We start from the raw sequence: 13,483 nt of genomic DNA, 5'->3' as shown, positions 1-13,483 counted from the left end.
GATCAGTATCCTGTTTTTGAAATTAGTATTATCTATGAAGACCATATCCTGTATAGTGCATATCGCATTATTGAAAGCCCGTGCAGACACTTCTTTAATAAGCAATAGCTTATTAAGGAAAGTTGTTTGTGTGGCAACTTTCCTTTCCCTTTTCTTAACATCCGCCTTTGATACTGCTGCACAGGATATTGTAATAGATAATCCCTCATTGGAAGGAAAAGTAACGGTGTCAGGACGTTTACCCAAACCCTGGCTGGTGATAAGCCAATCGCCGGATCAGCAACCGGGAATTGCCGGTTTTTCTTTTCCTGCGTCAGCCGGAGATTTTTATATTGGCGCAGTGCTTACAAATGATTGGCAGGAACTTTTTGGACAAAATCTTCGCAGTCCGCTAAAAGCAGGTAAAACATATACGCTTTCAGTAGACCTTGCTTCTACCACATTTTATACGAGAGATATTTGTAATGGCTCTTTCGCTATTTATGGATGTAATCCCGGCGAACAACCCGAATTGCTCTGGGAGTCCGGTAATTTTAATCACACCACCTGGAAACGTTACGCTCCGGTTTTTACGCCTAAAAAAGATTACCGGCAGATCATTTTCGGACCTAATTCAATATTTAAATGTAAAGAGAGAAGTTATGCGGCTGTATTGGTGGATAATTTCTCTCCTACTATCCGCGAGGTGCCACAGGTATCAGTAACCACTACCACCACCTGTAAAAATGCCGGTACCGGCGAAGCATCCGTGAAGCTGCTCAGTGCCCATAATCCGGTCACCTATTTATGGATGCCTGGCGGGCAAACGACCTCTCATGTCAGTGGCTTGTCTGCCGGCACTTATAAGTTGACCGTTACTGCGCTTAATGGCGCTTCGGTTACTGTAGATGTGGTCATTAAAGAAACGGATCTGAAAAGCGTTGTAAACACCATCATCTCAAAATGTAACGGGGATAACGAAAATGGAATTGCGCTCACAACCAGCGGCGGGGTTCCTCCTTACCGTTATTATTTAAATGACGATACGCAACCCAGTTACACACCTGCATTTAATCAGCTGCATCCCGGTACTTACCGCGTGATGGTAAAGGATGAACAGGGATGTGAAGATCCGTATGAAAAAATAGATTTGAAAGAACCACCGAAACTGCAACTGTTGAGCGTTACCACGAAAGCAGCCAGTTGCAGCGAAACAACTGATGGCAGGATCTTTTTACAGGCAAACGGTGGTACCCAGCCCTATGCGTATCGTTTGGAAGGCACTGAATGGCAGATGGACAGTATACTTGGACACCTTGACAAAGGCAGGTATTATTTTCAGGTAAAAGATAAAAACGACTGTGAGGTGAAAGGATCTGCAGATGTTGATAAAAACATCCGCCAGTGCGCCGTTTTCGTTCCCACCGCATTCTCCCCCAACGGCGACGGCCAGAATGACCTGTTCCGTGCAAAAGTACACGACGATGTAACTGACTACAAGCTGGAAGTATATACCCGCTGGGGACAAACAGTATTCAGTACCAATAGTCCCGATGGCGCATGGGACGGCCTTTTCAAAGGGAAAATGTTACCTACGGCCGCTTATGTGTGGGTACTTTTGTATACTGATAGCAAGCAACAGGCGAGAAAGCAAACCGGTACGGTGATGCTGATCCAATGATATTATAATGCGGCGTTGCCAAAGGGATAGGCTTCCAATGCCTTGCGGAGCTTCGTATTTTTGGCTATGCCGGCAATGGCACGAAGGTGTTTTTCATGATGAAGATCGGTACCGATAAGATCAAGTAAACCAGCCGCCATCAGCTTTTCAGCGGCCTGCTGTACATGTTTTCCGTAGTAACCGGTGAGCGACAGCAGGTTAAGCTGCAACAGGCAGCCCTGTTGTTTCAGTTGTTCGTACTGCGGTATGTTTGCGTGATAGTAGCCATATCTCTCGGGGTGGGCCAGCACGGGCTGATAGCCGGCGGCCTGTATATCAAACAGCCATTGCGCCAGTTGCGGCGGGGCCGACATAAACGATATTTCCACCAGCACCCTGTTCCCGGAGATGGTGAGCAAAGGTTGCTGCATCAGCGGCACAAACTGTTCATCAAGATAGTATTCTGCAGCAAAGTGAAAAGGAAGGGGACTATTTTTCCGGAGCAACTCCTGTTGTACCTGTTGATATGGATCGGTTAATGTACCGGCGGAATTAGGGTACCGGTCCATCATAATATGCGGGGTAGTGATAATTTTCCGGATCCCCATCGCCTGCAGCTGTTCAATAAAATGTAACGACGTAGCCACGTCAGGTACGCCATCATCCACTCCCGGCACCAGGTGGGAGTGGATATCTGTAGCCATGAACGCCAGCAGGTCTGCAGGCGGCGTTGTTTCGGTATTTTTTTTTCTGAAGAAAAGCATAATAATGGTCCCTCAATAAAGCGATGATACGAAAATCCGCTTTGCTATCACACAATCAGTGCCACAATTTCCTCCAGGTATTGCTGGTCAGTAACATCAAAATGAGAAAGATGCTCACTGTCTGCATCCAGTATGGCCGTTACTTCGCCGTTACGGATCAGTGGCACCACGATCTCAGATTTCGATAAGCTGCTGCAGGCAATGTGCCCGGGGAAGGCTTCCACATCAGGTACAATGAGTGTTCTGGCCTGTGCCCAGCTGCTGCCGCAAACACCCCGGTTCTTACGGATACGGGTACACGCTACCGGGCCCTGAAACGGACCGAGTACCAGTTCATCTTCTTTTACCAGGTAAAAACCTACCCAAAGCCATCCAAACTGCTCTTTCAGCGCAGCGGCTACATTGGCCATATTGGCCACCAGATCGGTTTCCCCGTCCAGTAATCCTTTTATCTGGGGAAGAAGGGAAGTGTATTGCTCCGCTTTATTTCCTTTGATGATTTGTAAGTCTTCTGCCATTTTTTTGTGGTTGTTAATATTGCAAAAGTCCGGAAAATTTATATTATATTTATCTAAGTAACCGTTAAAGTATTGCTGTTAACCACTCAACCAATTATTATTTGTTTAAGCATAGTTTTTTGATTCTTTGTCCTATTTTTTATCTGCCGGAAGCGTAAATCAAATATCTTTGACAGTCTATGAAATCACCGGACGTAATATTAGTGAACGAACAGGATGAGGCTATTGGAACGATGGAGAAGATGGAAGCCCACGAGAAAGGATTACTTCATCGCGCTTTTTCTGTATTTATCATCAATGATGCAGGCGAGATTTTATTGCAGCGCAGGGCGCTGGAGAAATATCATTCTGCCGGACTATGGACCAACGCCTGTTGTAGCCACCCGTATCCAGGTGAAGATACTGCTGTTGCCGCGCACCGGCGTTTACGGGAAGAAATGGGTTTCGATTGCGATCTGCAGGAGATTTTTTCTTTTACTTACAGAACCGGTTTTGATAACGGGTTAACCGAACACGAATTTGATCATGTATTGCTGGGTACCTATAACGGCAACATATTTCCCGAAGCATCCGAAGTGTGTGATTACCGCTACCTGTCTCCCGGCGAGATACTGGAATTAATGAAAAAAGAACCGGCTGCATTTACCATCTGGTTTCATCGTGCACTGCCAATGGTATTACAATACCTGGGTACGCCGATCAGCGCTGTATAATTAAACTTTTATTTTACTATGCCAATTTTGCTGTTAACCGGATCATTTAATTAAAAGATGATAGCACCTACCTGCCTTATTTACTGCTTTAAGTAGCGGTTGCTTCCCTGTGCCCGCTCCTTCACACTTTTTCCGGGATTCCCGCCCGGTAATGCCAACGTCGTTTTTATTACCCACCATAGTTAACTATTAAATCCAAAGACACATGACAACCATCCAAATGCCAACTGTCAGTTACCCTTTCCCTTCCGGCGTTAACCAACACGCAGATGAAGCCCAGCAACACATTGTTTCCTGGGTACAAGCTTATGGTCTGATCACTTCTGAGCTGGCCTGGCGGCGCTTTGAGAAAGCCCGGTTCGCCTGGCTGGCTGCCAGGGCTTTTCCTGATGCCGCTTTGCACGAGCTTTGCATCATCGCGGATTTCAACACCTGGCTGTTTATCCTTGATGATCAGTGCGACGAAGCCTCCATGGGCCGCAAAGCCGACTATCTCAAAAGCATGATGGCGGGATTAATGGACATCCTGCATCACAACCGCGTGGTAACCCCGGAAGCCGGTGGCCCGCTGCCGGCGGCCCTGAGCAGCATATGGGAGCGCATGCGCGCCATCAGCAGCCCCGCCTGGCGCCTTCGTTTTATCCGCAGCATGGACGATTATTTTACGTCCTGTATCTGGGAAGCCGAAAACCGGGAAGCCGGTATTGTTCCCTCTGTGGCGGATTATGTGCACATGCGGCCCTTTACCGGCGCACTCCTGGCGGATATTGAAGCCATAGAAATCATCGAAAAAGTGTATCTCAGCCGGGAAGTGGTCGAACAACCCCTGATCCAGCGCATGATCCAGGCCTGCAACAATATTGTTTGCTGGGCAAACGACCTGTTTTCCTGTACGAAGGAAGCGAAGCAGGGCGACGTGCACAACCTGGTGCTGGTATTACAACATGCCCGGCAATGCAGCCTCCAGGAGGCAATTAACGAAGCGGTCCGGATGCACAATGAAGAAGTAGCCATTTTTGTTACCCTGGAAAAACTCCTTCCCCTGAAAGGTATGGAAACCGATTATGAACTGTTGCGGTACGTGTCGGTGCTCCGGTCCTGGATTACAGGAAATTACGACTGGAGTGTGAAAGATACCGGCCGGTATGGTATGGCCGTAGGAGAGGTAGTAGCAGCCTAGAAGAGCGCCTGCGGCATTTGCTTTTTCAGAAAGAAGCATCTGTTTTTTCAGAAAGAAGTATACTGCCGCAGGCCTTTTTTATTTTCGTTCAGTTCCCTGTTTCATCCGTTTTTCAATGAGCCGCCCTACCCACCAGAAGGATAACGCCAGGATGCCGAAGAAGAGTCCTTTGTTGGTGAAGTCCCAGAGGTATTCAAAGTAGCGGGTATACAGGTCCAGCAACAGAAAGGCAACACCCAGGTCGCGCAGCAGGTCGTCTTTTAACCGCAGCCCCAGCAGCAATACACCTGCACACAGCGCGGTGTAAACGATTACCCATTGCAACAGATGAACCTGCCGCAATTGCTGCCATTCGTCCCAGGTACCACAATTCCCAAAAATAGAGATCAGCCAGCCGGAAATAAGCAGCAGCAGCCAGCCTCCGCTCCACGTAATGTCTTTGATGGGCGCATATACTTTGAATTGACGGAGTATCCAGGCCACGCCCGTGAGCAGCACCCCCAGCAGGGCCATGCGGCAGGGAAGATTCATGCCCAGGAAATAAGCGGCATCGCCGGTAAGGAAATAAGTGAGCTTTACATAAGCCGGGATCAGGCAAAGCAGGGTGGCAATCCATAACAGGCGGGAGTGAAGCGTAATGCCCAGCACGCCGTAGCAGGCCGTAGCCAGCAACCAGAACGCGCCATAATTACCTTCCAGGTAGTTAACGCTTTTACCCAGGTAAACCACGCTCACGCCTATACTAAGCACCGGCAGCAGCCAGAAAAGCTCCCGGTTAAACGAAAACAGCGGCTGATGTTTATTGCGCCGCCAGCCTTCATAACAAAGAAAAATGGTCAGCGCACCAAATACCAGGGCAATCACGCTATCGGTCAGCGAAAACTTCTTCCGGATAATCTCTATCCACTTCTCATCCAGCACCAGCGATCCAAACGCCATCAGCGCACAGGATATGGCCGCAATAAAAATATAAAGCGTAAGCGTTTGCCAGTCGGTGTTCACCACCTTGTAGCTTTTCTGCAGCTCGCCGGCCTGCTCATCGCTGATGAGCCGGTCGCGCTGCCACGACTGAATCGCCCGTTGTACTATCTGTGCTTCCTTTTTGTCTAGTTCTAACATAGGCCGCTTTTTCAGTTGTTTGCCCCCATTTTGTGTACCAGGCGGAGCGTATTACGTTTTTTTATCTTTAAACGGAAATAATTAAACAAAGCCAGCGCAGGTATCAGCATATAACTGACACGCTGGTACGCCGTATTTTCCGGATACAGGAAATAAGTCATCGCTATACAGGTGAAACCAGTTGCCATAGTGAGAAACCCGTATTTAAACCGCTGGTATAACAGTTCTTTTTCCGTATGATGACCGGCAATGGCCAGGTCCGGATTTTTCTGGAATACATAATAGCTGATCCAGAACAAAGCCGCCAGGCAACCCGCCAGGTTACACAGGTAGATAAAGAAAGGAAGCATAAAGTGGGAACTCGTATGCAGCAAGGCAGAAGTAGAAAAAGGAAACGTCACAATAAAAAATAAAAAGAAAAGATGACGATGAATCAATCCTTCATTGTAATTTTGGAGAAACCGGCATAATTGAAGATGCCGTACCCAGAAGTTTCCAATAAACACAAAACTCACTACGAAAGTTAAAAACTCAATAGCAGTAGGCTCAAAAAAATCCCAGTAACCGTTGGCAGGCATTTTTCCCGGAAGGGCAGGCAGTTTTATTCCGATGATCAGTAAAGTAATGGCAACGGCAAACACCGCATCACTGAAAAACATCAATCGATCCAGCTCAAACTCACGATGAAACGGTTTGGGTTCTTTTATAACAGACATAGACATAGTTAACAATAACTTTTCCGAAAGATACGAAAATAGCTTTTAGCCGGCAGTTATTAGGCATGTTGTTCATTTTCCGGAGCCTTGTAATAGCCGGCTCGTCAACAGAACCTTTTTACCTGTTTGTTGTTAAGTATTTATCAATCATCATATACTTTCAAAGTAATACGTATGCATTGTCGTCTTTTTCTATTCACCTTTGTTTTACTTTCAGGGATAACAAGAGCTTACGGGCAAACAGATACAGCGCAGCAGGGACCCTTTGCTTTTAATCTGGCGAATTGCATACAGTACGGCCTGGCTCATCAGAACGATGTCGTAAATGCCCGGCTGGATATCAATTTCTCCCAGGAACAGATCAAGGAAGCCACCGGGAAGCTGTTACCCCACGCAGATGTCAATGCCAGCTTTACAGATAACCTGAAACTGGCCACCTCTTTGATACCCGATCTGACCAACCCGACTTCCGGTGTAAGAATCCCCGTTCAGTTTGGAACCCGGTTTGCCTCTGCTGTAACAGGACAGGTAAACCAGACCATTTTTAACAGCGACTACTTCCTCGGGCTGAAAGCCGCAAAAGTATATGGCGGCCTGGCAGAGAAATCCTATAAAAGAACGGAGATCGACACCCGCGTGGCTATTACAAAAGCCTACTACGCCGTGCTGGCCAACGAAGAAAGTATCCGCCTCTCCAAAGCCAATATGGACCAGCTGGAGAAAACCCTGAAAGATACCCGGGCCCGCTATGATGTAGGTGTGGCAGAAAGAGTAGATGTAGACAGGATCCAGGTGTCTTACAATAATGTGGTAACCGATATCGAAACCCAGATCCGTTTACTCGTATATACGACCCAGTTATTAAAGTTCCAGATGGGCATGCCCCAGGAAGCAAAACTGGATCTTACACAAACCGTTCAGGACCTCAACGTGGAATCGTTTATCAGTGATACCGTTGATTACCAGGTACAGGACCGCGTAGAATACGGGATACAAACCACCCAGATTGCATTGAATGAACTGAACCTGAAAAGTAAAAAGATGAGCTTCCTGCCATCATTAAATGGTTTTGTGAACTATGGCTGGAACTATTTCTCCTCGGATTTCGGGGATTTGTATAAAACCGGTTTCGGCGCCTCGGCTCTCGGACTTACCCTCGCATGGCCCATTTTTACTGGTACGGAAAGAATACACCAGATCAGGCAGAACAAAATTACTTTAGAGAAATCAGAGAACGACCTCAGTTACCTGTCCCAGCAGATTAAACTGGAAGTTACCAACGCCAATACGCAATACCTTAATAACAAGTCCAGGTTCGTTACCCAGAAAACAAATATGGGACTCACCCAGGGCATTTATGAACGTATTGTGCTCAAATTTGAACAGGGAGTAGCCAGCAGTCTTGATGTGATCTCCGCAGAAAGTGAACTGAAACAGGCACAAGTAGATTATGTGCAGGCCCTGTTAAACACCCTGATCAGCAAAACAGAACTGGATAAAGCCATGGGCAAAATCAAATAAAGTATCAGCATTCGTAATTCGCAATCAATTTCTCATATGTATCTAATAAATTACAAGCGGACCTTTTATGTGGCAGGAATGATACTCTGTGTGGCCTGTGGCAACAGCAAAAAGCAACAACAGGCTGCTATGATGGGGAAGATGAAGCCAACGGTGGTAGCTGTTGAAGTAGTACCGGCCGTATATACCGTGTCGGAGAAATTCCCTGCTACCCTCATGGCCCATGATGTTGTGCAGCTGAAGCCGGATGTTTCCGGTTACCTGGAAGCCATCCGGGTGGCCGACGGCAGTAATGTAACAAAAGGCCAGCCCCTGTATGATATTGACAGAAGCCGCTATGCCGCCGCCTACGGACAGGTAGCCGCTACCCAGCAACAGGCCGAAGCCGACCTGGCACAACGGCAACGCGACTACGAAAGATATAAATCCCTCCTGGACCATGATGCGATCTCCAAACAAACGGTAGATCAGGCTTACACGGCTATGTTAACCGCCCAGGCCAATGTGGCTGCGGCAAAAGCTTCCGTGGCAAGGGCCGGTACCGATGTAAACCATGCCGTGGTGCGGGCGCCCGTAACCGGCAAAATCGGTATCGCACAAATAAAAGTGGGAGACGTGATTAATGCCGGTCAAACCCTCATCAACACCATCGTAAATGAACACCCCATGTTTGCGGATATGGACGTTCCACAGGCCCGCCTGCCGGAATTCCTGCGCATTCAGCAAGGCAAAGGCGGTGATCAGAAATTTTACATCCAGTTCGGTGATGGCACCCGCTACGGCGAAGCAGGCAAAGTGTTAACCATCAATAATATTGTGGATCCGCAAACCGGTACCGTACGGGTACGACTCGTTTTTGAAAACAAGGAAAATATGCTGAAGTCGGGTATGAGCATCGTCATTGTAATGCAATACGGCACTCCCGCCACCCAGCTGGCAATTCCGGCTAAAGCAATTATCCAGAACCTGTCGGAAACCAGTGTATATACTATTTCAAAAGACAATGTAGTTGGCGCTACGGACATTGTTCCCGGCCCGGTTACAGATACCATGCAGCTGGTTACCAGCGGACTGAAAGCCGGCGACAGGGTCGTGGTGGACGGCATCCAGCGGGTGAAACCGGGAGATACCGTGAATATCGCCGGAGCAGGAGCAGGGGCAAAACAATAAATCCTAAATCACCATCACAGTATGATCTCAAAAACATTTATAGAGCGAAAGAATACTACGATCGTAATTGCTATCATTATTGTGATTGTAGGGCTCATCTGTATGTTTAACCTCCCGATTGCACAGCTGCCGGATATTGCACCGCCGGTAACGGATGTAAGGGCCAACTACGTGGGAGCCAACTCCACAACGGTAGAGGAAACAGTGACCACCCCCATAGAAAACCAGGTGAATGGTACACCAGGCGCCATGTACATACAATCCGTAAGTGCAAATGATGGTTCCATGAGTATTACCGTCAGCTTTAAACTGGGTACCAACCCGGATATCGCTACCCTGGATGTGCAGAACCGGGTAAGTCTCGCGCTGCCAAGCACCCCGGATGAAGTACGTCGTGTAGGGGTAACCGTTAAGAAACGTTCCAATGATATGTTGATGGTAATCGCGCTGAACTCTCCCAAAGGAAAACACTCGCGCGAATTCCTCGATAACTACCTGAATATTTACCTGAAACCCGAGCTGGCCCGTGTGTCCGGTGTAGGTGACGTAAATGCCTTTTCCCAGGATTATAGTATGCGTATCTGGCTGAACCCGGATAAAATGGCCGCCCTCGGATTAACCGCCGGCGATATTGCCCGGGCCATCACAGAACAGAACCAACAGGTGCCGGCTGGTAGTGTAGGCGCCGCACCTATGCGCAGTACGCAGGCTTTTGAATATACGGTGAGTGTAAAAGGCCGTTTGGCTACCACCGAAGAATTTGGCAACGTGGTAGTAGCTACCAGTCAGAATGGTAGCCTTGTTCGTCTCCGTGATGTAGCCAGGATCGACCTCGGCTCGTTTACCTATGCCATCGAAGCAAAAGCAGATGGTAAAACCGGCAGTGGTATGGCTATTTACCTGGCGCCTGGTGCAAATGCACTGGACGTAAACGACCTGGTAATGGCCAAAATGGAGGAAATGTCCAAACGTTTCCCGGAAGATGTGAAATGGCTGGTGCCGTTTGAATCTACCTCTTTCGTTAAAATTTCTATCGAAGAAGTAATAGAAACCTTTGTAGAAGCCCTGATACTGGTGGTGATCGTGGTATTTGTATTCCTGCAGAACTGGCGGGCCACCATCATCCCCATCCTGGTAATCCCGATTTCACTGATAGGTACCTTTATATTTTTCCAGTTACTTGGCTTCTCCATCAATACCCTCACGCTGTTCGGTTTTGTACTGGCCATCGGTATTGTGGTGGATGATGCTATTGTGGTGGTGGAGGCCGTGCAGCATCATATCGATGCAAACCTGATGTCGCCGCGTGAAGCCACTTTCAAAGCGATGTCGGAAGTACAGGGACCGGTAATTGCCATCGCCCTCATCCTGGCAGCGGTGTTTGTGCCGGTAGCCTTTATTCCCGGTGTAAGCGGACGGCTATACCAGCAGTTTGCCTTAACCATCGCCTTTTCGGTGTTGTTGTCGGCATTCCTGGCACTAACGTTAACGCCTGCACTCACGGCTATTCTTTTGAGGCCCGCGCATCTTACCCAGAAGTCAACAGGACTGAATAAACTCTTCTTCAAATTTAACCAATGGTTTGAAAGATTTACTAACCGCTACGGTAAAGGCGTGATGTTCAGCATCCGTAAAACGCCGGCAGTACTGGTGATTATGGCCGTATTGTTTGCCGCGGCATTTTATCTCTTTAAGAAAACACCCACCACCTTTGTTCCCCAGGAAGATATGGGCGCCATGTTCATTGCACTGGAACTGCCGGAAGCGTCTTCTTCCCAGCGAACAAAAGAAGTGGTGGCACAGATCAGCGATATCCTGCTGAAGGACAGTGCCGTGCTGCACTTTTTTGGTATAACAGGGATCAACTTCGTGGCGAATGCCACCAAGCCTAACTCCGGCACCTTCTTCGTGAGCCTCCGCCCATGGGATGAGCGATACAAGCACGGGGATAATATGGGGACCGTATTGGGAAGAATTCAAATGGCGACCAGTCGTATCATCGGGGCCAATATCATCTGTATCCCTTCACCCACACTGCGTGGATTAGGTAATACCGGTGGGTTCTCCTTTATGCTGGAGCAGCGGACGAATCCCGATATCAACCAGTTCCTGCAGGTAATGGGACAGTTCCTGATGGCTGCCAACCAGCGGCCGGAAATAGCGAGGGCATATGCTTTCTTCAGCGCCAACACCCCGCAATTCAACGTGGAGGTGGACCGCGACAAATGTAAACAACTCGGTGTAGCCGTCAGCGATGTGTTCAATGCATTGCAAACTTTCCTCGGAGGATTGTATGTAAACGACTTCACCAAATTCAGCAGGAGCTTCCGCGTAGTACTGCAGGCAGATTCTACCTACCGTACCAGCATCAATAATCTTAACACTTATTATGTCCGCAATGCCACGGGGCAGATGGTGCCGCTCAGCGCACTGATCACCACCAAGAAAGCATCCGGCGCCCCGGTAATCAACCACTTTAACCTGTACCGCTCCGTTGAAATCAACGGTGACACCAAGCCCGGTTACAGCAGCGGTGATGGTATCAATGCGCTGAAAGAAGTGGCTGCACAGGTGCTGCCGGAGAACTTCTCTTTCGAATGGGCGAACGTATCCCTGCAGGAAATTGAAGCGGGTAACAGTAGTGTGCTCATCTTTGGATTGTCTATCCTGTTTGTATTCCTGTTGCTCACCGCGCTGTATGAGAGCTGGTCGGTGCCGTTCTCCGTATTGCTGGCTGTACCCATCGCGTTGTTCGGGTCTATCCTGGCGCTGTCGTTAACGAAACAATCCAATAGCGTATACTCCCAGATTGGTTTGATCACCCTGATCGGTTTGGCGGCAAAAAATGCCATCCTGATCGTAGAGTTCTGTAAAGAGCGTGTAGACAGGGGCATGCCATTGTTAGACGCCACACTGGAGGCCGTAAAACTGCGTTTACGTCCAATCCTGATGACTTCCTTCGCATTCATACTAGGGGTGTTGCCATTGTGTTTGGCACAGGGCGCCGGCGCGGCTTCCCGTGTTAATATAGGCTTTACCGTAGTGGGAGGGATGCTTGCTGCTACCTTATTGGGAATTTTTACCGTACCCGTTTTGTATGTGCTGATCACGAAATTATCTTACGGTAAAAAGAAACTGGCTGACCTCGAAGCCCATGGTAATGAAGAGAAAAAGCCAAAAGGATTAGGAGAATAACCCTAACTTCATTACGATGAAAAATACTGAACGCTTCAGCACCCGCGTAGATAACTATATCAAATACCGGCCACATTATCCTGTGGCCATTATCCCTTATCTCGAAGCCGAAACCGGCTTAACACGCCATACTATTGTGGCCGACATCGGTGCGGGTACCGGCATTTCTGCGCAGCCATTCCTCGACAATGGCAACAAGGTATACGCCGTGGAACCCAACAAAGAAATGAGGGAGGCCGCTGAAAGATTGCTGAACCGGTATCCGAATTTCACCGCCATTAACGGCAGCGCAGAACATACCACCCTCCCGGATGCCTCGGTAGACCTGGTGGTGGCCGGCACCGCTTTTCATTGGTTTGATCAGCAGGCCGCCGTCGCAGAATTCCGCCGCATCGGCCGCGAAAATACAAAGGTAGTACTGATGTGGAATGTACGCCAGGCCGACCTGCCGTTTGAAAAAGGTTATGAAAAACTCCTCCATCAATACGGCACCGACTATAAAGATATGCAGCACAGAAACGTTGGGGCGTCGCAGTTAGCAGGCTTTTTTCAGCCCGGCACCATGCAGGAAAAAGTATTTCAGAACGCCCAGCTATTCGATTTCCCTGCCCTCAAAGGAAGATTACTCTCCTCCTCCTACGTCCCCGAACAAGACCACCCGTCGCATATCCCCATGATGCGAGCATTCGAAGACCTCTTCGGAAAATACAAGGAGCAGGGGATGGTGAAATTCCACTACGAAACGAAACTTTATGTGGGACGGGTATAACGCGGATTTTGTCTTGGCTCAGGATTACGCTGATTATACTGATTACCTGGATTTTTACTTTTTTGATTTTATAAAGGATTATGGGAGATAGAAGCGGATATATGTACTGCTCCCCAAAGTTTAGACTTTTTTGATTAGGCGGCTTGAGTTCGATATTGTATTGGACTCAAGCCATTTAA

11 protein-coding genes are annotated in these 13,483 nt (G+C 48.3%); 7 read left to right on the top strand and 4 right to left on the bottom strand.

Translation table 11 applies throughout. From position 1 onward, the window contains the following. Positions 1 to 34: 34 nt before the first annotated feature. On the top strand, positions 35 to 1,660 hold the full coding sequence (locus AB6805_RS00055) for a gliding motility-associated C-terminal domain-containing protein (RefSeq protein ID WP_370907412.1): 1,626 nt from the start codon (positions 35 to 37) through the stop codon (positions 1,658 to 1,660). A 2-nt stretch (positions 1,661 to 1,662) separates the two neighbouring features. Here AB6805_RS00055 and AB6805_RS00050 read toward each other — a convergent pair whose 3' ends face one another. Together AB6805_RS00050 and AB6805_RS00045 are read right to left on the bottom strand one after the other, a co-directional pair. Then, positions 1,663 to 2,403 carry a tyrosine-protein phosphatase gene (locus AB6805_RS00050; RefSeq protein WP_370907411.1) on the bottom strand — a complete coding sequence of 247 codons (741 nt, stop codon included), beginning with the start codon at positions 2,401 to 2,403 and terminating at the stop codon, positions 1,663 to 1,665. 47 nt (positions 2,404 to 2,450) lie between these two features. Continuing rightward, a complete protein-coding gene (locus tag AB6805_RS00045; protein ID WP_370907410.1) occupies positions 2,451 to 2,921 on the bottom strand; it encodes a GAF domain-containing protein in 471 nt (156 codons plus the stop codon). A 179-nt stretch (positions 2,922 to 3,100) separates the two neighbouring features. Between AB6805_RS00045 and idi the strand changes: the two genes are divergently transcribed. Further along, positions 3,101 to 3,634, top strand: coding sequence for an isopentenyl-diphosphate Delta-isomerase (idi, locus tag AB6805_RS00040; protein ID WP_370907409.1), 534 nt, complete (start codon positions 3,101 to 3,103; stop codon positions 3,632 to 3,634). 205 nt (positions 3,635 to 3,839) lie between these two features. After that, complete coding sequence (locus AB6805_RS00035; protein ID WP_370907408.1) at positions 3,840 to 4,814, top strand: hypothetical protein; 975 nt, start codon at positions 3,840 to 3,842, stop codon at positions 4,812 to 4,814. Between the two features lie 78 nt (positions 4,815 to 4,892). On the opposite strand, the gene AB6805_RS00030 is transcribed toward AB6805_RS00035, so the two are convergent. After that, entirely contained in the window at positions 4,893 to 5,933 is a 1,041-nt protein-coding gene (locus AB6805_RS00030; protein ID WP_370907407.1) for a hypothetical protein, read from the bottom strand. Between the two features lie 11 nt (positions 5,934 to 5,944). Beyond that, on the bottom strand, positions 5,945 to 6,649 hold the full coding sequence (locus AB6805_RS00025; RefSeq protein WP_370907406.1) for a TMEM175 family protein: 705 nt from the start codon (positions 6,647 to 6,649) through the stop codon (positions 5,945 to 5,947). Between the two features lie 174 nt (positions 6,650 to 6,823). Between AB6805_RS00025 and AB6805_RS00020 the strand changes: the two genes are divergently transcribed. Genes AB6805_RS00020 through AB6805_RS00005 form a run of 4 tightly spaced genes read left to right on the top strand, consistent with a single transcriptional unit; the run spans position 6,824 to position 13,304 of the window. After that, on the top strand, positions 6,824 to 8,170 hold the full coding sequence (locus tag AB6805_RS00020; RefSeq protein ID WP_370907405.1) for a TolC family protein: 1,347 nt from the start codon (positions 6,824 to 6,826) through the stop codon (positions 8,168 to 8,170). A gap of 36 nt (positions 8,171 to 8,206) precedes the next feature. After that, the gene (locus AB6805_RS00015; RefSeq protein WP_370907404.1) at positions 8,207 to 9,340 is read left to right on the top strand and encodes an efflux RND transporter periplasmic adaptor subunit; all 1,134 of its coding nucleotides are present in this window, start codon (positions 8,207 to 8,209) and stop codon (positions 9,338 to 9,340) included. A gap of 21 nt (positions 9,341 to 9,361) precedes the next feature. Then, positions 9,362 to 12,535, top strand: a complete 3,174-nt coding sequence (locus AB6805_RS00010; RefSeq protein WP_370907403.1) for an efflux RND transporter permease subunit — start codon at positions 9,362 to 9,364, stop codon at positions 12,533 to 12,535. Positions 12,536 to 12,551: 16 nt separating this feature from the next. Continuing rightward, positions 12,552 to 13,304: a class I SAM-dependent methyltransferase gene (locus AB6805_RS00005; RefSeq protein ID WP_370907402.1), complete on the top strand. Its 753-nt coding sequence runs from the start codon at positions 12,552 to 12,554 to the stop codon at positions 13,302 to 13,304. Positions 13,305 to 13,483 lie beyond the last annotated feature (179 nt).

This window comes from Chitinophaga sp. RCC_12 (genome assembly GCF_041360695.1).
In the GTDB taxonomy this organism is placed as follows: domain Bacteria; phylum Bacteroidota; class Bacteroidia; order Chitinophagales; family Chitinophagaceae; genus Chitinophaga.
Note: the sequence above shows the minus strand (reverse complement) of the source record. Positions and strands in the feature narration are given on the sequence as shown.